The following is a 22,045-nucleotide window of genomic DNA, read 5'->3' on the forward strand; positions in this document are numbered from 1 at the left end:
ATATGGAAAAACAAAGAATAGAAAGAGAAGAAAAACGAGAAAAAATTTTTCAAGAAAAATTAAAAGAAGATCGAGCTAAAGAATTAAGAGAACGCGCCAGAGCAGCTGAAGAAGATGAAAGACAAAAAAGAGAACGTGCAGAAGCAGAAAATGCAGCAAAAATAAAAGGTAAAGGACATTATAATCCATGAAATTTTTAAATTTTAAATTTTTCTATTAATTTATATAATGTAGTTTACAAAGTTATTAGATTTTTAATTAATAAAATAAAAAATTTCTTCAACCAAAACTAATATACCAGTTGAAGAAATTTTTTTATTACGCTAAATTGTAAAGGTAAGTGCAACTAAATTATTTTTCTATCCAAATATTCGATTGGTGAAAGATAATTTAATATTTTTCTCGGTCTTTGATTTAAAGACAATATAAATTTATGAACTTCATTTTTATTAGTTTTTGAAAAAATAAATTTTTTAGGAAATTTTTCTCTAATTAAACCATTAGTATTTTCATTAGTACCTCTTTGTCAAGGTGAATATGGATTGGCAAAATAAATTTTTACATCTAAATTTTTTTCAAGTTGTTGTCAATTTGAAAATTCTTTGCCACGATCAAAAGTAATAGTTTTAACAATGTTTTTAGGAAGAATTGATAAATAATAACTGACATTTTTATTAATAACTTTAGTAGTTCTGTTTTTAACTAATATTGCTAAAGTAAATCGTGATACTCTTTCAACTAAAGTTATTAAACATGATTTGCTTTTACCTCGTGATGATACTATAGTATCTCCTTCTCAATGACCAAGTGTTATACGATCATTAACATTTATATCTCGTTCTTTAATTGATTTACCATTAAACTTGCCACGATTTTCTTTAGATTTTCGTTTTTTACCTTTTCTTCTTAAATTTTTACTAGTAACTTTATCAAGCATTCCAAAATAAATTCAAGTATAAATTGTTTTAAAACTAATAACTCACTCTTTATGAAAATTTTTAATTCTGCCATAAATTTGTTCAGGTGATCAACCTAATAGTAATTTTTGTTGTACATATTTTACTAAATTCTTATTTTTAAACTTATGAAAACTAATATGTGATTGTTTTCGATTTTCAGCTTTATTTTGTGCAATTAATGAAAAATAATGATTATTATCTTTATTTCTATTAATTTCTCGAATAATAGTACTAATACTTCGATTAAGATTTTTAGCTATTTCACTAATTTTAAATTTAAATTTCAATTGATTCTCAATATAAATCCTTTCATCTATGCCAAGATGTTTATAACTCATATAAAAACTCCTTACTTTTTTCTAAACTAAATTTAGCATTATGAAATTTTTATATGAGAATTTTTTGCAATTTTATTTACTTGCACTTACAAGTATAATTCAGCTTACTTTCAAATTCTCCAGCAATAATTTTCATGTTTTTTTACTAAATGCACTATAAATTATTTTAAATTGATTTTCAATAGCTTTTAGTAATTTTCTAAACTAGTTCTAATTTACTAAACATTATATAAATTTTAAAATTAGTTTAAATATGAAAAATTATATAAGTTAAGGTTAATGATATTATCATTAACCTTAAATTTCATTAACAACTGTTAAAATCATAGGTAACTTACCAGTTTCTTTTTTAATATAATCTTGTAAGTCATTTTTCATTTTAGTCTTAACTTCACTAAGACTAAAAGCATTATTAGTTTTATATTTTTCAATAACATTAATAATAATGTTTTGCAATTTTTTCAACATTTCTTCATTATTAGTTAAATAAACAACACCACGCATTTGTGCATCAATTAAAGAAACAATTTCTTTAGTTTTACGATTTATTGTCACTCCTGTAATTAAAATACCATCACGTTGTAATTGTTTTCTTTCACTAATAACAATGGAACCAATATCACCAACACCAATACCATCTACATATACATCACCAGTTTTTATTAAGTTATCTGTTGTTTTATTAGTAGCATTTTTATCATTAAAACGAGAAGGACGTGCAACATACTGTTTAACAAAATTATCAATTAATTTACCATTTTCAAAAGTAATAACTTCACCATTATCATGAATTAAAGCATTGTTATGTAATACACCAGCATCAATGGCTGCTGCTTGTGCTGCTACAAAATCTTTATATAAACCTTTAACTGGCAAAAAATATTTTGGTTCAATAATATTAACCATTAACTTAATATCTTCATAAGAAGCATTTAAACTTCAAGCTTGTTTTTCTGATATATTAATAACTTTAACATCAGTACGTGCTAAGTCATCTAATAAGGCTGCATGAGCCAATTCATTTCCTGGAATTGGTGGAGTTGCTAAAATTATTGTATCTTGGGATTCAAGTTTTAAATAATCATCATTACCAATAGCAATTTTATTCATTCTAGTAAATAAACGCTCACCACTACCAGTAACAATAATTACTGTATCTTTAGTACCAATTGTTTGTGCTAAATTAATAATTTGTGATTTATCAATATTGAAAGCGTTTAAATCATTAACTTTTAATAAAATATCATATAAAGTTGCACCATAAACTGCAATTTTACGTTTAGAGTCAGTTTCTTTAATAGCATTAAGAATTTCACTAACACGATATAAATCTTGATCATAACATGCAAGAATAACCCTTCCTGGTGCTTCTTTTAATACTGGCTCAATAATAGTTTGAATTTTATGCTTAGGAGCTGTAAAAGCTTTTCTATTGGCACATGTTGCTTCACTAATTAATAATAAAACATCATTTTTAGAAACACTAGCTAAATATTGAATATCAGTAGTAAAATCACTACGATGTTCACCATCAAAAATATAATCACCCGTATAAACAATTGTTTCATTTAATTTAATATTTTCACCATTATTTACAGTTAGAACAAAACCTAAACTACCTGGAATTGAAGTAGTTGTTTTAAATGTTTTAACAACAACATTACCAAATGATACTTTTTGTTCGGGTTCAATAGTTTTAATTATAATTTCATTTTGATTAATAAAACGAAAACGTTCTAATTTCTGCTTAATCATAAAATCAGTTAGTTTACTAGTAAAGATTGGAACTTTATACTCGGGTTTTATTTTATTAAAGTCTTTTAAAATATAAGGTAGTGCTCCAAAAGCATCATCAGATGGTTTTGAAATAAATATACCTTGAATACGATGTTTATTTTCTTTTAAATATGTATAATCTGGAATAATAATATCAATTCCTAAAATTTCTCTTTCTGGGAGTCTAATGCCGGCATCAAATACAAATATCTTATCATTTACTTCAACAACATATAAGTTTTTACCACGTTCATCTAATCCACCCAGAGCAAATACTTTTATCTTTGCCATGTTTTCACCAGTTTTCTACTTTCTTTATTTTTATTTTATAAAATTTAATATCTTAGAAGAACATAAAAATTAAAACTTTAACTTAAATTCCCAAGATGCTGCTATATTATGTTATTATTATTTTAACACTAATTTAATAATAAAACTGTAATTAATTTTCATTAAAAATAGTTTCAAATTATTTATCAATAATTTCTAAGCTAAGCTTACTATTATCTTCAACTTTAATTACTCGAACTTTAATTATATCATTGATTTTAACGACATTATTTAAATTATCAATACGTTTATTAAATTTTTTTGAAAATTCTGAAATATGAATTAAACCATCAATCTTATCTTGTAAATTAACAAAAACACCAAAATTAACAATTTTTACAACTTTACTATCAAATTCAGAACCGATTTTAATTTGAACAGGATTAACAATACTTTCAATAATTTGTCAAGCTTTATCAATGGCTGATTGTTCATTATGATAAATCATCAATCGTCCATCATCTTCAATATCAATTTTAACATTATCACAGTCGGTAATAATTTTATTAATAACTTTCCCACCAACACCAATAATATCACGAATTTTATCAATTGGAATTAACTTTTGAATAATTTTTTGAGCATTAGGTGCCAATGTAGTTCTAGGTTTTTTAATTACTTCATTCATGTTTGCTAATACTTGTAATCTCGCAATTCTGGCTTTTTCTAAAGCTTGTGTAATAATATTAAAATCAATACCAGTAATTTTAATATCCATTTGTAAAGCACAAATACCATTAGCTGTTCCTGCCACTTTAAAATCCATATCACCTAAGTGATCTTCTAATCCTTGAATGTCAGTTAAAATTGTAAAATCTTTTTCTTCTTTAATTAAACCCATGGCAATACCAGCAATTGCAGCTCTAATCGGTACACCACCAGCCATTAATGCCATTGATGAAGCACAAATTGCTGCTTGTGAAGTTGAACCATTTGATGCTAATACTTCTGATACTAATCTAATTGTATAAGGAAAATCTTTTTCAAGAGGAATAATTTGTAATAATGCTTTTTCACCAAGGGCGCCATGACCAATCTCACGTCGTGAAGGAACACCCATTCTTCCGGTTTCACCAACAGAAAATGGAGGAAAATTATAATGATGAATAAAACGTTTATACTCTTCTTTACCTAATCCATCAATAATTTGATGTTCCGCAAGTGCACCCAAAGTTAAAACTGATAAAACTTGTGTTTCACCACGAGTAAACATTGCACTACCATGAACAATAGGTAAAACATCAATCATACTTGTTAATTTTCTAATATCATCTGCTTTTCGTCCATCAACTCGTACATTATTTTTTAAAATCATAGTACGCATTGCTTTTTGTAATAATTGATCAATACTTTTGCGTAAATTATGAATAGTTGTTTCTTCACCAACATTTAAAACTTCTTGATTAAATTTATTTTTAAAACTTTGAAATGTTTCTTCAACTAAATTTTTAATCAAGTTGCTTCGACTTTTTTTATCAACAGTAGTACTAATTTTACTAATTTGTGATTGACAATTTGTTTCTACAAATTGTTCAATATTAACAGGAATTAATGCTAACTGTGGTTTAAATTTATTTGGTTTTAATTTTTCAATGATACTTTCTTGAAAAATTATTAATTTAATAATATGTTCATGTGCAAATTTTAATGCTTTAATCATATCTTTTTCTAAAATATCATGACATCCAGCTTCAACCATATTGATGGCATCTTTTGTTCCACCAACAATCAATTCCATTTTTGAATTTAATAATTGCTCTTGTGTTGGATTAAGGACAAGTTCATCATTTATTTTACCAACAACAACAGTAGCACTAGGACCCTGAAATGGCAAACTACTTAATCCTAAAGCAAGTGAAGTACCAAAAGCTGCATTTACTCTAACATCACAAGCATCATCTAACGCAAAAACATTATTTACAACTTGCACTTCATTAACAAAACCTTTTGGAAATAATGGACGGATTGAACGATCAATTAATCTAGCACATAGTGTTGCATATTCACTAGGTCGACCTTCACGCTTTAAAAAACCACCTGGAATCTTACCAACTGAATATAACTTTTCTTGAAAAACTATTTGTAATGGAAAAAAATCTTGATTATTAATAACTTCATTATATGATACAGTTGTTAATACAACTGTATTTCCATAAGTAATTTTTACTGATTTTTCTGCTAAATTAGCCATTGTACCTAATTCAACAATTAATTCATATTTTCCTTCTTTAAAAAGGAATTTTTCTCTTAACATTATTTACTCCTTAGCATTTACTCCTTAGCTTCCATTTTTTGTCGCAACTATGAGCATTATAGCATAATAAAATGTTAAAATAAGTTATAGAACAATTTTATTTTAGGAGGTCATAACTTATGTTTAAACATAAAATTCAAAATGAAATTTCAATTTCAAATAAAGACTTTGATAAAATTAAAAATAAAGCTTTAATTATTGATGTTCGTGATGTTGCTGAATATCAAATTTTAAAAAAAATAACAAATGATAATGGTGAACTTAATATTGTTAATATTCCTTACCATGATTTGATTAAAAATCCTAGTAAATATATTGAAAACAAAAATCAAGTGATTATAACTATTTGTAATGCAGGAAATCGTTCAACTGCTGCTGCACTAACACTCAGAGAATTGGGCTATACTAACACTTATGTTTTAATTAATGGTATTTATGGATATTACAAAAAATAACTTATTTCTCATTATTTAATTTAATAAGATCATTAATAGCAATACTTAAATTATTACAATAAGTTCCTAAGACTAAACTAACACTATCGTCTTGGTCTAAAATACCACGATTTTTAATTTTTTTAAGATTATTAAAATTAATTTTTGAATGATCAATAATCTCTACCTTAATTTTATTTGCTGTTGCTGTTGTCTCTTTAATATTATCAATTCCCCCTAAATCAACAATAAAATTTTGTAATTTAAATGGGAATTTTTGTGGTTTATTAATAGGTTTTGAACTACTTTCTTGTTGATTGCGTAATTTTTTAGCTGTACTAACATTTCATATTCAAATCACAATACTAGCCACAGCAAATAACAATGCAATAACTAATAATACTATTTGTCAAATTGGCATGATTACCTTCCTTAATTAATATATTTTTAAATATTTTCTTAATCTTCTTGAATAAAAGCTTTTTTTACTTTAGCAAGTAAAGAATAATGATTAAGTCGATATTCTAAAACTTGTAACGTTAATTCTGATAATTTAATTGTTACCTTATCATTTAGTTTATCATTAAAATCAAAAGTATCAACAATTAATTTTCCAAAATCACTCAATTTACTATCTTTTTGAATATTTTTCAAAGTAATTTCATGATTTTCATCCAAAATTAGTGGTGAATTTAAACTGCGATAACTATTATTATCTACTGGAGCAATTTCATGAAATTGCATTAAGTTATGATTTGAAATTAAAACAGCACCACCAAGTGATTTCATTAAACCCGTCGAACCAGTTATTGTTGCAATAACTAAACCAGAACCACGAAAGTTTTCAAATAATTGATTATTAATTAACACTTGACATGAAAGAGTTGTTGTTAAATTAACAAATTTAACTTCATTAATAGCATATAAAATCTTATTATTAATATTTACTTCTAATAATGAAAATTTATTTACTATTAAATTATTATCATTTTTATCAATTCACATTAATACTTTGTCAACTTCTGTGTTTAAAAAGTTTTCATAAAAACCAAGATTACCACATTTAAAACTAACAAACTTAACAGTATTGAGCATATTATTATAATCATGAACAGCTTTTAAAAATGTTCCATCACCGCCAATAATAAAAACAATATCTGGAAAAGAAGTATCTTCAAGTGCTTTAAGGGCCAATAACTTGGCCCTTAATTCCTTAGCTAATGATTGAGAATTCTCATATTTATTAGCAATAATTGTAAATTTATAATTTTTCATCATGTATTCCAATCATATTTCAATTAAAATATTTCACAAGAATCTTCAAATTCGTTTTCAATAGAACCACGTAAAAATAATTCAATCTCGTCTTCATTATAACCAATTTGAATACGTTGTTTATTTTCTTGAACAATAATTGGACGTTTTAAAACAGTTGGTGAAGTTTTAATTAAATCAAAAACTTGTAACATTGTTAACTTTTCAATATTAATAGCATGTGTTTTAATAAACTTTGCTCTTGTTGAAATAATATCACCAACACCATTTGGTACAAATCTTAATAATAATTTAATTTCAGTATCGGTCAATGGATTATGGATAATATTACGTTTAATATATGGAATTTTATGTTTATCAAAAAATTGAATAACTTTTTTTGAAGACAAACAACTTGGCGAAACATATATTTTAATCATGACAATACCCCTCTTTGCTTTTAGACTACATTTGATTTAAATACTCTTTTTTAAAATTAATATTTTTTTATCTTTAAAAGATAAAAGTTAATAAACTCTACATTACTATAATAATATATATTTCCACACTATCTTTGACCAAACTTAGAAAATAAGTACATGAAAGACCTTTTCCGCTATATCCTTCACCCACATATTATATCATATTATTTTTTGAAAAATAGATACTTTTATTCCTTAAATTTTATAAAAAAATTTAACATATATTTTACTATCAAATTTTATTAATAATTTGAATTATAATATAATGAAATTATAAAATTAAATTTTCTTTATTTTAAAGTAAATAATTAAAAATAAATAATTTTTATGCGTAAAAAAACAAGGAGTTAACTAAACATGCCTATTCAAAATAATAACAGTAAATATTTTAAAGAATTCATAATTGGAACTATAATTAGTTCCACCGGAATATTATTAACTGGTCTTAGTTTATCAACTATTTTATTTTTTTATGATAATACAAGAAATGGAAAATCAATATAAAGATAAATTAAATACTATTTTAAATCCAAATAATTTAGTAGTATGCATAATGGGTTCTGTACCTTTAATTCATAGTTTAAACATAACACAAGTTGGTAATAAAAAAATAACAAATGCCACTAAAGGATTAGTAGAAAATATGCTAGTATCATTTTCAAAATCTAAAAATAGAACTCCTTTATTAGCAAATATTGATGTAACGAACATCAATAACTTTGAATTACAAAACCCAGTAAATAATATAAATAATAAAGTAACAATTAATACTTTATAAATATTTATCTTTTAAAGACAAATAAAATTTAATTTAAATAGCTTAATAAATTAAACTGATCTTATCATTTTAATTGATTCTGTTGTTATATCAATACCAGAATCGTTAGAATTACTCTTTTCTAAGAGTGGCTTTACTTTAGTAAATGGTTCTACTTCTGAAAGTTGTTTTTTTGTTTCAATTTCTACTTCTATCTTAAAATTATCTAAACTAGAATCTGAAATAGATGATTTATTTTCATTAATTTTTATTTTTAATTCACTTTCTCTTACTATTAGTGTTTCTATATCTTTATCAAGTTTATCTAAACTAATGGCATTTAATGAATTTAATTTATCACTTTTTTCTTTTTGAAGTATTTCTAAATCAGTTAATGGTTGCATATTTTCAATTGAAATATTTTTTAATTTTTCTCTTTGTTGTTTAATTTTTAGTATTGTATTTTCTAATAAAAATTGTTTTTGACTATTAGTCACTTTGAAATCTTCTATTTCTTTAGTACTATTCTTTTTGCTTAATTGTGCTTTTAATACTAGTCAATTTTCCTTTAATATATTTGTCTCTTTTTTATGTTTTAATATCTCATTAAACAAATCTTTTTCTTGTTTTATTTTTTTTTTCATTTTCCATTCGTAAATCAGTAATTTCTTTATTTATATTACTTCGATTAACAAATTCTTTATCTAATTTTTTTTGAACACTTTTGTAATTACAAAAAATGCCAAAAGTTAATAGTGAAATAACACGACGTCAAATACTATCTCTTCAATCTTGTAAAACTATAATATTTTGAAAAATATTTTTTGAATATTTTAGTTTTAAACTAATATTTTCTTCATTACTTTTAATTTCTTTTTCTAAACAAGAAATTGAATTAGTTTTTGCATCTATATTGTCATTTAATGTTTTAATATTTAAATTTATTTCATCTATTTTTGTGATTAATTGTTCTTTAGAACTTTCATTATCATTCAAAATAGATTGTATTTGACCTTTATTTGCATCAATGTCTGTTGTTAATTGTTCCTTGTTTTTTTCTAATCTTTCAATTTCTAATTCAATTTCTGATTTTTGTTTTATTAATGCAATTAAATTTTCTAAACTTTGTGATTCCGATTTCAATTCTTCTTTTTTTAAAATTTCTTTTTTTAAATTTAATATTTTAGTTTTTTCTTCTTGTAATTTTGTCATATTTTCTTTTAATGCTTTTAAACTACCATTAAAAAGATGATTCTTGAATTATTTCTTTTAAATTAAATAATTCATTTCTAATTCTTTCTAAGGTTCTTCTGTTATCTACTTTGTCTAGATTTCTGTTTTTTATATCTTTATCAGTTTCTTTACTTTCAACTTCTAAAGTATATATATTTTCATTAACTGCTTTTAATTTATCAGTCATCTTATTAACATATTGTTCAATAAATGTTTTTTTATCTTCACTATCTTTGATATTTCTTAATTGACTTTCAGCTTTCTTCAATATATCTTCTAGTTGTTTTCTTTCAAATTCAAAACTTGCTTGTTTTTTGGCAATATTTTGTTTCTTGATTTATAATTCCTCAAGTTTTAACCCAAGAGTTTGAAGATATTCTTTCACATTGTTTCGATCTTTTATTTTCTTTAAATATTTTTGTAAATCATCCTTATATTTTTCTTCTCCAAATAACATAAAAAAACTCCTTTATAAAGTAAAAAACCCATTACTCTTAAAAAATAAAAGCTATGGGTCAAAAACCATTTTTAATTTATGTTTTTATTATATCAAAATCAAACAAATTTTAATATAATTAATTGAATTATTTAACTTTATCATTGATAATTAATTATATTAAAAAATTAATTTGGAGGAAGCAAAATATATGGCTCGTATTATATCTGGAATAACTAGCACTGGAAAATTAACTCTTGGTAACTACTTGGGAGCAATTAATAATTTTTTAAAATTGCAAGAAGAACATGAACTCTTAATATTTGTTGCAAATTTACATGGATTAACACTACCAATAAAAGCACAAGAATTAAGAGATAATATTAAAGATATTGCCGCTTGATATTTTGCTGCTGGTATTATACCAAATAAATCTCATATTTTTATTCAATCTGATGTTTTAGCCCATAGTCAATTAGGATATATATTATTATGTAATAGTTATGTCGGTGAATTAGAACGAATGACACAATTTAAAGATAAAAGTCAAAAAATGACAAATCAACAAAATAAAACGATTAGTATTCCAACAGGTATTCTTACATATCCAGCATTAATGGCTGCTGATATTTTACTATATGACGCTGATTTTGTGCCAGTTGGTGTTGATCAAACTCAACATTTAGAATTGACAAAAACTTTAGCAACAAGAATGAATAACAATTATAAAACTGATTTATTCAAAATTCCTAAAATAATTATTGATAAACAAGCACAGAAAATTATGAGTTTACAAGAGCCTGAAAAAAAAATGTCCAAATCTGATACTAATCTAAAAAATACTATTTTTTTAAGCGATAGTAAACAAGAAGTTACCAATAAAATTAAAAAAGCAGTTACTGATTCAGAAAATATTATTAAATTTGATCCAGAACATAAGCCTGGAGTTAGTAATTTATTAACTATTTATGCTAGCATTACTAAAAAAGATATCAAAACTTGTGAACAATACTTCAGCAATCACAATTATGGTTTTTTAAAAGAAGAAGTAATTAAAGTAATAAATGATTTATTAGAACCAATGCAAAAAAAACACCAAGAACTTATTAATGAAAAATCATCACAATTAGCAAAATATTTAGAAGAAGGTGCAAATTTTGCTAATAATATTGCTACTAAAAAATTAAACTTTGTTCAAGACACAATGGGTATTAATTTTATCGAGAAAGAAAGATAGGAGGAAGAGACAATTTCTTTATACAATAAAAAACAAAAACATTTAATCCTAGTTGATTTAGATGGTACTATATTAAAAAGTGGTGGTCGAGAAATTCATATTAATACTAAAAAAGCACTAATTGATGCTCAAAAACAAGGTCATATTGTTTGTATTGTCACTGGTCGACTTTATCGTGGATCAATTAAATTTTATCGTGAATTAGGTCTTAATACATTACTATGCAATTTTAATGGTGGCCATATTCATGATCCAAAAATCAAAAAATTCAAACGATTAGTTTTTCCAATTTCTGAAACAATTGTTAAACATATTTTAAATGAAGACTATATTTTTCAACAAATTGAAAACGCGGTTACAACAAAGCAGTATGTTGAAAAAAAGATGATTTCTTTGAAACTTATTTTCATTTAGATACTATTGAAAATTATACTTTTACAATTAGTAAATTAATTCGTGATTGAAAAGGGAGTGCTAATGCCATTTTAATTGAATTTAAAGAAAATACTAATCTTGATCAAGTATATCGTGACTTGGAAAAATATTCAAACTCAATTAAGGTAAATACTTGAAATCGTTATGATAATAATAAACTAATCTTTGAAATTTCAAGTAAATTTATTGATAAAGGAATTACAGCTCGCATTTTGGCTCAATATTATAATGTTGATATTAGAGATGTTATTGCTTATAGTGATGAAATTAATGATAAAGAAATGTTGATGGAAGTTGGCTATGGTGTAGCAATGAAAAATGGTAATATTGTTATTAAAAGTATTGCCAATGATATTACTACTAAAACTAATGATGAGGGTGGCGTTGGTGATCATTTATCAAAATTATTAAATCCTTATGAAGAAAGTGAAATTTATATTTAATGGAAATGAAAATATATTAACTATTATTTCTATATTTGTAATATGATATAGTTTTTAAACATTAATATAAGTTTTTAACCTATTTACTTTATTTTTAAAGTAAATAGGTTTTTATTTAAAAAAGTTTTTTATAAATTTAATATACTAAAATAAAAAACCTATTGTTTTATTTTTCAAAACAATAGGACATTAATTATATTAAACTTCTACTAAATATAAATATTTTAATACTATTAATACAAAAAACTATAAAACTTCTAAAGGCAAGAAGTCAAAAATTTCTGGGTGATTGGCACAAAACTTTAATTCCGAATCATTTTTTTGTTCTTCAATTTTAATTTTTAATTAATTTAATTGCTTTTTTATTTTAAGTAATTGAGCAGGTGCTGGTGGTTGTTTATCTCATTCATCAAATAATATTTTACCTGTTTTAAAAAGTTTTTCATACTGACATTTTAAACAACTATTTTGCTGTGATTCATGATCATGGATATTTTTGCCAAACATAAAATTACCTACTTTCCTCAATTCTTTTACTTAAATTTATTATACCAAATAATTAAAAAGGAGAATTATTTCTCCTTTTTAACTAGTAAAATGTTATAAAACCGTTGGTAAATAATGTAAGAAAAAACTATTTTCTAATTCTCATCCTCAATCACGCTGATTCTGAGGTGTTAAAATTCATCTAGCAAAACTTTCGGCAAAAAATTCATCATCAAGATTTATATTATATTTACCATTAAATCAGGCACTACGACCATAATTACTATTAACTGTTATTAAACCGAATAATAATTCTTGCTTAATATTAGTTAATTTTGCTTGTTGACCTAAATAATCAATTAAATATCAAGTACGATCATAAATTTGTTTGTTATCATTGTTAACAGTTAGTTTATGAGAAACTGATGTCATATTAGTATTAAAATCACTATAACTGCTATCTGGTCACTTTCAATTAGCATTAAATGAATTTCTTTCATCAGCACTTAAACCAATAAAATTACTTAAAGCATGACCATATTCGTGAGTTGTAACACTAATTATTTGATCTGAAGATCAAAATCCCTCTTGAAATTGTTGATCAATTAAATTAATATTTGCAAATTCAGGACCATAACCCATACGTTGATTATCAGCTTCTGAATTAAAAGCAGTTCATGCTACTGTGCTATCACTTACAGCAACTGGTGCTACTTTTTGAATTAGTTTAATAACAGTGTTTTTATGAAAAACTTTAGCAAAAATATTATAAAAACGTAATTGTTGTTGCTCTGCTAATTGTAATTGTTCATTATTTAAACCAGCTTTTTTATACATTTCAACTCAATTAACATCAATGGTTTTACCACCAATTTTAGTATGAGTTAAATCATATTGTAAACTATCATAATTACTTCAAATTACATCACTTTTATTATTATCATACAAGTTATTAAATTCATCAATACTTTCTTTACTTGCCATTTGATGGATTTTATATTCATATTTTTTTACCATCTTTGCATCTTCTGGTGAAAGTTTTCATTTTAATAAACTAGCATTAGCATCATGCTTATTTAAATAGACATAATGATCACTGTCTGGAGAAAACGTTAACATTAAACCATTAACTGTTACAAGATTTAATGCTGCAATCATAGTTACTAATTTAATACCTTTTTTCATAATTAACCTCCCCTTCATATCATAATTATAATTATGATTTTACATTGTAGCATTTAAATAAAAATCCTGCACTAACTATTCTCATTTATTTTTAATTTTTTTATTAGTAAAAATTTCAACTTCAAAAACAGCAAATTCTTTGCGAACCTTTATAACTTTAAATGAAAAATTTCGAAATTTTAAAAGTGGACTATTTTTCCTTACTTTCTTCACTTTTGTTTTGAACATATATCATTCTTGGACAGTTTGTTTATTATAATTTGGAGGTTTTCTTTTTAAATAACGTTTAAATAATACTTCAAGTTTTGAAGAACCATCAACACGAAACTTATGTGTTCCTATTTCTTGTATCAATCCAATTTCATCAGTTTCATCATAAATTTCACCAACTAATTCTTCAAGAATATCTTCAAGTGTAATAATACCATTAAAATCTTTTTTATCTTTATTATTGCAGACAATAGCCATATGCATTCTTTCGGTTTGTAAAATTTCCAATGCTTCATTTAACTTAGTACGCTTAGAAATAAAAATTGCTGGTAACATTAATTGTAATAAATCTGGATTTTCATTTTCTAACATATTAATAATAAATTCTTTAATATTTAAAATACCAATTACATTTTGATTAACATGATCTAAAACAGGAATTCTACTATATTTTTCTTCTAAATATAGATGTTTAATAACTTTAGGTGGCGTATCATCATAAATATATTTAATTTTACTTTTGGGATGCATAGCTTGAAAAACTGATTTTTCATCAAATTTAATTGCAGATTCAATTAAATCACGTTCTGCTTTTTCAAGAACTCCTTCTCTTTCAATTATTGAAATCAATTCAATAAGTTCTTGTTCAGAACTTGTTGGTTTTTTACTTTTAAATTGAAATAAAGTAACAATAAAAGTTATTGGATAAAAAATAATATTAATAATATACAAAATATATGCATAATTTAAAGCTATTGTCTCAGGATGTAATTTTGCAACACTTTTAGGTATAATTTCACCAATAATTAAAACAACAATTGCTGAAACTAAAGTTGATATTAAAGGACCATAAGTAGGAGAAACATGAAAAGAATCAATAAATAATATGGTACTTAAAGTACCAATTCCAACATTAATTACTGTGTTACCAAGTAAAATTGTTGTTAAAGTTACATTATAATTTTTAACTAACTTAAATACAATATTAGCACGACGACTTTTATTACTACGTAATTTACCAATAGATTTAATTCTTATAACATTTAAAGAAGTTAATGATGTTTCAGCAGATGAATAAAAACCACTTAAAAATAATAAAACTAGCAATATTATTAAATAAATATACCAATTACTGTCCATATAGAAAAAAACTACTCCTTTTGATTTTTATATTGTTATTAAGATTATAACATAGTATACTTAGTACGTTATATTTAATTATTAATTTATTACTCATATAACTTTATGATATTATATTGAAGGTGATGAAAATAAATGCGTAAAAAATTTGGACTAATAGCAGCCTTAATAATAGGCATAACAACTAGTTTACAAGTTAGTGCTTGTACAGATGATTCAAAATATCAAGAATTTATTAGTGATGTTAATAGTGGGCATGCTTTTTTTGCCATACTTGGTGCTGCTGATAATCCACTTTCTAAGCAAATTATTGACGGTTTACACACAATGCAAATCAAAAATAATAATGTGCCAAGTAAATGAGATAACTGATTAACAGAAAAGAAAACTGAAATAAACAGTGTTACTACTAATGGGACTATTGATATTAAAATTTATGAAAAATCTCCTTATGCCAACCCTAGTAGTGATATTGTTAACCAATTTTGAAATGATAAAAAAATTAGTTGACAACAACAAATTTATCATTGACTACTTGACCATAAAATTTCTGATAATAGTTCAGCACCTGTTGCTGATTCAGGTGTCAAGGAAATTCAAAATCCTGTTGATAAAGAAAGAGCATTTAAAGCTTTACCAATTGTTTTTATCGTTAATAAAGGTAAACTAATAACTGTTGGCCAAGAATGAGGAACTATTGATAGTCCAAATCAGTTTTTTGATCAACTAACAGCTTTAATCACAGGTAATCTATTAAAAACTGCTGCTAAAAAAACTATATAATTTTTAAAAGAAGATATATAATTATCTTCTTTTACTTTTTTATTTCTTAATATTGATTATTCCATTTTTTATAAATTAATTTAACTAAGATACGTGTTTATTTTTTATTGTATTTTATTTATAAGGTGCTAAAATTTTAGTAGATAAGCAGATTTAGTAAAAATAACAATAATTCTAAACATTTCTAACTCATTACTTTAAAAAAAGTAATGAGTTTTATAGTTAAAAAGAGGTATCTAAAATGAATGATTTACTTATTAATAATACCAGTGAATTGGTAACTTTTAATACTAACAGTACAGATCCTACTAATATAAAAAATATTACTTGAAAAAATTCTATTCAAGAACACAAAAATAAAGTTGAACAAACATATCAAATTTTTTTAAAATCACAAGAATGAGGAAAAAAGTTAAGACAACAAATAACAACACCATTAACAACAACTAAAATTAAAAACAGACATAAAAAAAGAAGCACAAATATATTAGTCTCAACACTAACAACAGAACAAATACAAAGATTATCACCAAAACAAATAAAATGATTAACAAATTGACAAATTAAAGAACTTACAGCAGAACAAATACAAAGTTTTACAGTTCAACAAATACAATCATTTTTACCTGAACAAATTCAAGCATTAATGGTGCATCAAATTGAACAATTTACATTTTGACAAATCTCTGCTTTTACAAAAGAGCAAATGCAAACTTTCACAAGTGAACAAATACAATCATTTACACCTATACAAATTCCATGATTTACTAAAGAACAAATACAATCATTTACACCTATACAAATGCAAACTTTCACAAATGAACAAATACAATCATTTACACAAAAACAAATGCAAAGTTTCACAAGTGAACAAATACAATCATTTACACCTATACAAATTCCATGATTTACTAAAGAACAAATACAATCATTTACACAAGAACAAATTTCTTGATTTACAGAAGAACAAAAAGAACTATTTTGACCAAAACAAGTAATCACAAAGATTAACACTATGGATTTGCAAACTCAATCAACAACAAGTGAATTTAAACCAAATTTACCAAAAATGTAAAAAAAGCTTGTAACTTTTAAGTTACAAGCTTTTTAAAAATTAATTTTTAAACAAATTATATTGATATAAAATTAAATTTTTGACTACTATTAATAGTAAAATCTCGTTTACCATTTTCATTTATTTCTTGAATATTAAAAAACTATCAAAACTAATACTATGTTTTAATATTAAAGTTCAGTATTACCAAAAGTATTATATGTTCTAGGAAATCCAATAACAACTACTTCTTGTAATGAATCAACTTCATTTTGCGTTATTTTTTTATATAAACCATTCTTTCATTTTTTAATAATATCACTAAAAAATAAACAAGTAAACTATTACTAAAATGATATAACTAACATAGTATCTTTACTAATTTTTTTTAATTTATCTATTTTACTTAAACTATTATTTAAAATAGTTTCTAAACAAAATTCAATCTTTAAAAAAGAAAAACTGTAAAAAAGAATTAAAACATCCTTTTTATTTTTCATTTTAACTATCTAATTTTGTTCTTGTAAAAATGTTAATAATTGCTGAATTGCTGAATTACGATGAGAAATTTTATTTTTATCTGCCAATGACAATTCACCTAAAGTAGCATGTACTACTGGAACATAAAATATTTGATCGTAACCAAAACCATCATTACCTTTTATCTCAGTAGTGATTTCACCTTCAAGTTTACCAATAAATGCTTTAGTAATCTTATGATCAAAATCAACATAAGCAATAGCAGAAATAAATACTGCTGCACGATTAGTTTCACCTTCCATTTGTTCTAAAATGTCTAACATTGCATCATGATAGGACATTTCTCCCTTTCATCGTGCTGAGTTAATACCAGGAAAATTATTTAAAGCTAATATTTCTAACCCTGAATCATCAGCAATTACAGGACCATTCACTAATTTTGCAAATGTTGTTGCTTTTAAAATTGCATTTTCAATAAATGATGTACCTGTTTCATTAATTTCAAGAGGAGAATTAAGATCTAACATTGATTTGACATTATATCCCTTTGTATGTAAGATACTCTTTAATTCATTAATTTTACCGATATTATTAGATGCAAACCATAAGGTTTTAGCAGTCATTAATAATCAATCCCTTCACGAGCAATTTTACCTTTTTCAAAATAATGTTTAATTGATTTAACTTCACTAATTAAATTAGCACATTGCTCTAAGGCAAAAGATGCATATCTACCAGATAATGCAATTTCAATATGTGATTTTTTATTTTTTAAAATTTCAATTAAGTCTTGTTCTTTAATCAAATTATTTTGAATACACCCTAAAATTTCATCAACAACAATAAGATCATTATTATCACTTTGACTTAACAGTTTTAATCTAGTAAGACCATAATTAGTTTCTTGTTTTAATTTATTTTTTTCTTCTTCATCCATTTCTCAAAAAAATTTTTGCGAAGATTCATAAAAACTTTCAATTTTAAGTTTAGTATTTTGTTTTAAAAAATTAATTTCACCAGAAGGACGATTTTTTAAAAAAAGTAAGTAACTAACATTAAGATTATTACCCAATGCTCTAATTACCATACCATTAAGAATTGAGGTTTTACCTCTTCCTTCACCTTTATAAATATGAATATAACCTTTTTTTACATACTATCACTTACTTTCAATATTTTTTATTTAATAAATTGTATAATTTTATTACGGACAATACAAGCAAAATAGAGGTGTCATTTTGAAATTTAAAACTATTAAACCACCATATCAATTAGAGATATTAAAAACAAAAGGTTTAACCAATGACTTATTTTTAGTAAATAAACATTTTTTTTTAAAACAATCTAAAAATATTTTGCAACCTTTTTTGAATTTTACAAATCAAATTAATGTTATTAAATTAATTAAATCAAAAAAATTTACATTACCTATTAATGAAGTCAATATTAATAATAATAAACTATTAACCTTAATGCCATATTATCATAATTTAATTAATTTAAGCGAACAAATAATTAATAAACAAATATTAGAAAAAATTTCATCATTGGTAAAACAACTACATAATATTAAATTTGATAATAAATCATTAATTAAAACTTGAAAAGGTTTAGAACAACTTAATTTATACTGTAATTTAACTACTAGTAATCCTTGCTTAGAAAAAATAACCAGTGAGGTAATCAAATGAATTGCTAATTATCAACCAACAACAATTGTTTTATCTCATAATGATTTAACATTAAATAATTTTGTTAAAAAAAATAATTGTTGATATTTAATTGATTGAGATTTTGCTTGTTGAAACGACGAATTATTTGATATTGCCTCTTTTGCTTCTGAAAGTTTAACTTCTGAAACCGAAATTAATACTTGATTTAATTGTTTTAATTTAAATAATGAACAAATAATTATTGCTAAAAAATGAATGAATTATCAAAATTTAATTTGATATTATTGAGCTTGTTATTTATACGAACAAACTAATTTAAACATATATAAAGAAATTAGTGAAAGTAAATTCACTAATCTATTAAAATAAGTTATTTAAATAATTCATCATTTTAAGCCTGATTATGTAGTTTTAACTTCTTAACAAATTGAACCATAATTAGGTAATTTATTAGTAGTCTGCTTTTTTTGTTCAATTTGTTTTCCTTGTAAATTTATTTCTACTATATTATTAACAGCTGAAATGTTTGATTCTATTTCAATAACTATACATTTATTATTTGAAGCGTGTTCTTGTAACAATGGCATTCTTTCATCATTTACAATTTGACAATTATCATTTGAAGTAATATTTTTTTGTAAATTTTCTTTATAATCACAGTTTGCGCAAATTTCATTATTATCTTTTATTTGATTTATAAATTCTTTTACTCAATATTTCATTATTTATTTACTCCCTTTTTTCTTTTTTATTTTTTATTAGCATATACAATAAAATTAAATTTTATTGGAAATAGTTTTTAATAAATAGTATTTATAATGTTAATAATTATTGTAAATATAAAGAATATCACAATTATTATGGCTTTAATAATTTACTACTAGAATTAGCAAAATATTTAATTGTTTCTATTAAATCTTTATCCACTTGTTTTTTTAAATCATCTAAATTAGTAAACTTTAAATTATCACGAAGAAAATCTAAAAATCTAACTTTAATGATTTTTCCATATAAATCTTGATTAAAGTTTAATAAGTAAGTTTCAACTAACGGCTTATTATTACGTAACATAATTACTGTCATACTTTGATATCATTTATTATCTACTTCAGTAAGCGTAATATAAGTAGCAAGACCCGGTAATGCATAGTTTGTTAATAACGATAAATTAGCAGTTGGAAAATTAATCGTTCTAGCCTCTTTAATACCATGAACTACTTTACCACTAATTGTATATGGCTCTTGTTGTAAACAAAGATTAGCACTACTAATATCTTTATTTTGTAAAATTTGTTTAATATAAGTTGAAGAAACTTTGTTATTATTAACAATAATATCATTACAAAGATAAACTTGTAATGAAGATTGTTGTAATGTTTTAATATTACCTTGCCCTTGATAACCAAACCTAATATTTGGATTAACAACTACTGCTTTAACATTATTTGCCAATAATCACGAAATAAATTGCTCTGGTGAAAGTGTTGCTATTTCTTTACTAAACTTAATTTCCCAATAATAATCAAAATTGTATTTAGCAATTGTTTTAATTTTATCTTCATTACTTAATAAAACCTCATTATTTTTATTACTAATTACACTTTGTGGTTTTCTATCAAAACTAATAATACATGTTTGATAATTATTTATTGTTGAATTAACTAATAATTGTTTAAATAGGGCTTGATGACCTTGATGAATACCATCAAAAAAACCTCAACAAGCAATAATTGGTTTAGACATCAATTTTTGATTTTGAATATTTAGATTTTTCAATTTTAATATCTTCATTACATTTAAAACCTCGTTGGCTTACGTATAAATTATTTTTTTGATTACGATAAATAGCTAATGGCAAATGTTCAGAATTAACAACTAAAACATATGGCTCATTAGTGCTATCAATAACTAAAGGTTTACCATCAATAACACTTTTACTATTATCAACAACAATCGCTGGCATAATATTTTTAACACCATCATAAATACTAATATGATTTTTACTAACTGTTTCTTCATTAATAACATCTAAATTTAGGGCATTACTTAAATCAAAACCCGATTGATGAATTCTTCTCAAATAAGTTAAAGTTGCTGATGTATGTAAAATTCTAGCAATGTCAGTAACCAAAGCTCGAACATAAGTTCCTTTTGAACATACTACTTCAAAAGTAACTAAATCATTATTAAAACTAATTAATTTTAAAGATTTAATATAAACCTTACGTTTTGGTAATTCAACAGGAATATTCTCACGAGCATATTCATAAATTTTTTTACCATTAATTTTAACTGCTGCATAAGCAGGAATTATTTGCTCATATTGACGATTATTATAAAATTCAAGTGCTTTAACAATTTCTGATTCTTTTAAATCAAGATGTGGTTTTGATTCAATAATTTTACCAGTAATATCGCCGGTGTCGGTTTTTAAAAATAGTTGCATTTTTGCAATGTAAACTTTATCACTTTTTAAAATAAAATCACTAATTTTGGTTGCTTCATTCACAAGTACTACCATTAGTCCTGTTGCTAAAGGATCTAACGTACCTGTATGACCAATTTTATTTAATTTCAAACGTTTTTTAATAACAACAAGACAATCTTGTGATGTCATAAATGAAGGTTTATCTATTAATAATATATAATCTTTTAACATGCGTTTC

26 protein-coding genes are annotated in these 22,045 nt (G+C 24.0%); 9 read left to right on the forward strand and 17 right to left on the reverse strand.

The features are described from left to right. Positions 1-2: 2 nt before the first annotated feature. On the forward strand, positions 3-200 hold the full coding sequence (locus tag ACICQF_RS04810; protein ID WP_395472973.1) for a hypothetical protein: 198 nt from the start codon (positions 3-5) through the stop codon (positions 198-200). A gap of 146 nt (positions 201-346) precedes the next feature. On the opposite strand, the gene ACICQF_RS04815 is transcribed toward ACICQF_RS04810, so the two are convergent. The 3 genes from ACICQF_RS04815 to ACICQF_RS04825 all read right to left on the reverse strand — a co-directional run bounded on the left by ACICQF_RS04815 (position 347) and on the right by ACICQF_RS04825 (position 5,657). Then, the gene (locus ACICQF_RS04815; protein ID WP_338979395.1) at positions 347-1,297 is read right to left on the reverse strand and encodes an IS30 family transposase; all 951 of its coding nucleotides are present in this window, start codon (positions 1,295-1,297) and stop codon (positions 347-349) included. A 297-nt stretch (positions 1,298-1,594) separates the two neighbouring features. Next, positions 1,595-3,364 carry a ribonuclease J gene (locus tag ACICQF_RS04820; protein WP_395472974.1) on the reverse strand — a complete coding sequence of 590 codons (1,770 nt, stop codon included), beginning with the start codon at positions 3,362-3,364 and terminating at the stop codon, positions 1,595-1,597. 178 nt (positions 3,365-3,542) lie between these two features. Further along, a complete protein-coding gene (locus ACICQF_RS04825; RefSeq protein ID WP_395472975.1) occupies positions 3,543-5,657 on the reverse strand; it encodes a polyribonucleotide nucleotidyltransferase in 2,115 nt (704 codons plus the stop codon). Between the two features lie 119 nt (positions 5,658-5,776). On the opposite strand from ACICQF_RS04825, the gene ACICQF_RS04830 reads away from it, so the two are divergent. Further along, positions 5,777-6,112 carry a rhodanese-like domain-containing protein gene (locus tag ACICQF_RS04830; RefSeq protein WP_395472976.1) on the forward strand — a complete coding sequence of 112 codons (336 nt, stop codon included), beginning with the start codon at positions 5,777-5,779 and terminating at the stop codon, positions 6,110-6,112. A gap of 1 nt (position 6,113) precedes the next feature. Here the strand turns inward: ACICQF_RS04830 and ACICQF_RS04835 are convergent, their stop codons facing one another. Genes ACICQF_RS04835 through ACICQF_RS04845 form a run of 3 tightly spaced genes read right to left on the reverse strand, consistent with a single transcriptional unit; the run spans position 6,114 to position 7,785 of the window. Next, a complete protein-coding gene (locus ACICQF_RS04835; protein ID WP_395472977.1) occupies positions 6,114-6,512 on the reverse strand; it encodes a hypothetical protein in 399 nt (132 codons plus the stop codon). A 38-nt stretch (positions 6,513-6,550) separates the two neighbouring features. Next, positions 6,551-7,366, reverse strand: a complete 816-nt coding sequence (locus tag ACICQF_RS04840; protein ID WP_395472978.1) for an NAD(+)/NADH kinase — start codon at positions 7,364-7,366, stop codon at positions 6,551-6,553. A 23-nt stretch (positions 7,367-7,389) separates the two neighbouring features. After that, positions 7,390-7,785 carry a Spx/MgsR family RNA polymerase-binding regulatory protein gene (locus ACICQF_RS04845; protein ID WP_174481244.1) on the reverse strand — a complete coding sequence of 132 codons (396 nt, stop codon included), beginning with the start codon at positions 7,783-7,785 and terminating at the stop codon, positions 7,390-7,392. A 514-nt stretch (positions 7,786-8,299) separates the two neighbouring features. Here ACICQF_RS04845 and ACICQF_RS04850 point away from each other — a divergent pair. Then, the gene (locus ACICQF_RS04850; protein ID WP_395472979.1) at positions 8,300-8,605 is read left to right on the forward strand and encodes a hypothetical protein; all 306 of its coding nucleotides are present in this window, start codon (positions 8,300-8,302) and stop codon (positions 8,603-8,605) included. A 50-nt stretch (positions 8,606-8,655) separates the two neighbouring features. Here ACICQF_RS04850 and ACICQF_RS04855 read toward each other — a convergent pair whose 3' ends face one another. The 3 genes from ACICQF_RS04855 to ACICQF_RS04865 are packed head-to-tail and all read right to left on the reverse strand — an operon-like array spanning position 8,656 to position 10,085. Further along, the gene (locus tag ACICQF_RS04855) at positions 8,656-9,228 is read right to left on the reverse strand and encodes a hypothetical protein (protein WP_395472980.1); all 573 of its coding nucleotides are present in this window, start codon (positions 9,226-9,228) and stop codon (positions 8,656-8,658) included. Further along, the gene (locus ACICQF_RS04860) at positions 9,191-9,796 is read right to left on the reverse strand and encodes a hypothetical protein (protein WP_395472981.1); all 606 of its coding nucleotides are present in this window, start codon (positions 9,794-9,796) and stop codon (positions 9,191-9,193) included. Before ACICQF_RS04860 ends, ACICQF_RS04855 begins: the two co-directional genes overlap by 38 nt. A 28-nt stretch (positions 9,797-9,824) precedes the next feature. After that, on the reverse strand, positions 9,825-10,085 hold the full coding sequence (locus ACICQF_RS04865) for a hypothetical protein (RefSeq protein WP_395472982.1): 261 nt from the start codon (positions 10,083-10,085) through the stop codon (positions 9,825-9,827). Positions 10,086-10,464: 379 nt separating this feature from the next. On the opposite strand from ACICQF_RS04865, the gene trpS reads away from it, so the two are divergent. From trpS to ACICQF_RS04880, 3 genes are all read left to right on the forward strand, one after another. After that, positions 10,465-11,490 carry a tryptophan--tRNA ligase gene (gene trpS / locus ACICQF_RS04870; protein ID WP_339038969.1) on the forward strand — a complete coding sequence of 342 codons (1,026 nt, stop codon included), beginning with the start codon at positions 10,465-10,467 and terminating at the stop codon, positions 11,488-11,490. A 99-nt stretch (positions 11,491-11,589) separates the two neighbouring features. Then, positions 11,590-11,904: an HAD hydrolase family protein gene (locus ACICQF_RS04875; RefSeq protein ID WP_395473707.1), complete on the forward strand. Its 315-nt coding sequence runs from the start codon at positions 11,590-11,592 to the stop codon at positions 11,902-11,904. Between the two features lie 119 nt (positions 11,905-12,023). Beyond that, positions 12,024-12,368 (forward strand): HAD hydrolase family protein, encoded by a 345-nt coding sequence (locus ACICQF_RS04880; RefSeq protein ID WP_395472983.1) that lies wholly within the window; start codon positions 12,024-12,026, stop codon positions 12,366-12,368. A 345-nt stretch (positions 12,369-12,713) separates the two neighbouring features. Here the strand turns inward: ACICQF_RS04880 and ACICQF_RS04885 are convergent, their stop codons facing one another. The 3 genes from ACICQF_RS04885 to ACICQF_RS04895 all read right to left on the reverse strand — a co-directional run bounded on the left by ACICQF_RS04885 (position 12,714) and on the right by ACICQF_RS04895 (position 15,389). Further along, positions 12,714-12,875, reverse strand: coding sequence for a hypothetical protein (locus ACICQF_RS04885; protein WP_395472984.1), 162 nt, complete (start codon positions 12,873-12,875; stop codon positions 12,714-12,716). A 93-nt stretch (positions 12,876-12,968) separates the two neighbouring features. Next, on the reverse strand, positions 12,969-14,039 hold the full coding sequence (locus ACICQF_RS04890) for a hypothetical protein (protein WP_339038964.1): 1,071 nt from the start codon (positions 14,037-14,039) through the stop codon (positions 12,969-12,971). A gap of 75 nt (positions 14,040-14,114) precedes the next feature. Continuing rightward, positions 14,115-15,389 (reverse strand): hemolysin family protein, encoded by a 1,275-nt coding sequence (locus ACICQF_RS04895; protein ID WP_395472985.1) that lies wholly within the window; start codon positions 15,387-15,389, stop codon positions 14,115-14,117. 135 nt (positions 15,390-15,524) lie between these two features. Here ACICQF_RS04895 and ACICQF_RS04900 point away from each other — a divergent pair, with 135 nt between their 5' ends. Further along, positions 15,525-16,172, forward strand: coding sequence for a hypothetical protein (locus ACICQF_RS04900; protein WP_395472986.1), 648 nt, complete (start codon positions 15,525-15,527; stop codon positions 16,170-16,172). A gap of 241 nt (positions 16,173-16,413) precedes the next feature. Continuing rightward, a complete protein-coding gene (locus tag ACICQF_RS04905; protein WP_395472987.1) occupies positions 16,414-17,247 on the forward strand; it encodes a hypothetical protein in 834 nt (277 codons plus the stop codon). A gap of 488 nt (positions 17,248-17,735) precedes the next feature. On the opposite strand, the gene rdgB is transcribed toward ACICQF_RS04905, so the two are convergent. Both rdgB and ACICQF_RS04915 read right to left on the reverse strand, forming a co-directional pair. Next, the gene (rdgB, locus tag ACICQF_RS04910) at positions 17,736-18,329 is read right to left on the reverse strand and encodes an RdgB/HAM1 family non-canonical purine NTP pyrophosphatase (RefSeq protein ID WP_395472988.1); all 594 of its coding nucleotides are present in this window, start codon (positions 18,327-18,329) and stop codon (positions 17,736-17,738) included. After that, the gene (locus tag ACICQF_RS04915) at positions 18,329-18,844 is read right to left on the reverse strand and encodes a cob(I)yrinic acid a,c-diamide adenosyltransferase (RefSeq protein WP_395473708.1); all 516 of its coding nucleotides are present in this window, start codon (positions 18,842-18,844) and stop codon (positions 18,329-18,331) included. Before ACICQF_RS04915 ends, rdgB begins: the two co-directional genes overlap by 1 nt. A gap of 100 nt (positions 18,845-18,944) precedes the next feature. Between ACICQF_RS04915 and ACICQF_RS04920 the strand changes: the two genes are divergently transcribed. Continuing rightward, positions 18,945-19,748, forward strand: coding sequence for a phosphotransferase (locus ACICQF_RS04920; protein ID WP_395472989.1), 804 nt, complete (start codon positions 18,945-18,947; stop codon positions 19,746-19,748). A gap of 50 nt (positions 19,749-19,798) precedes the next feature. Here the strand turns inward: ACICQF_RS04920 and ACICQF_RS04925 are convergent, their stop codons facing one another. The 3 genes from ACICQF_RS04925 to truB form a co-directional block, all read right to left on the reverse strand. Then, on the reverse strand, positions 19,799-20,101 hold the full coding sequence (locus ACICQF_RS04925) for a hypothetical protein (RefSeq protein WP_252320869.1): 303 nt from the start codon (positions 20,099-20,101) through the stop codon (positions 19,799-19,801). Between the two features lie 136 nt (positions 20,102-20,237). Beyond that, the gene (gene ribF / locus ACICQF_RS04930) at positions 20,238-21,122 is read right to left on the reverse strand and encodes a riboflavin biosynthesis protein RibF (protein ID WP_395472990.1); all 885 of its coding nucleotides are present in this window, start codon (positions 21,120-21,122) and stop codon (positions 20,238-20,240) included. Next, positions 21,115-22,038 carry a tRNA pseudouridine(55) synthase TruB gene (gene truB, locus ACICQF_RS04935; protein ID WP_395472991.1) on the reverse strand — a complete coding sequence of 308 codons (924 nt, stop codon included), beginning with the start codon at positions 22,036-22,038 and terminating at the stop codon, positions 21,115-21,117. Before truB ends, ribF begins: the two co-directional genes overlap by 8 nt. Positions 22,039-22,045: the final 7 nt, after the last annotated feature.

This window comes from Spiroplasma endosymbiont of Nomada rufipes, from assembly GCF_964277355.1.
In the GTDB taxonomy this organism is placed as follows: domain Bacteria; phylum Bacillota_I; class Bacilli_A; order Mycoplasmatales; family VBWQ01; genus Spiroplasma_E.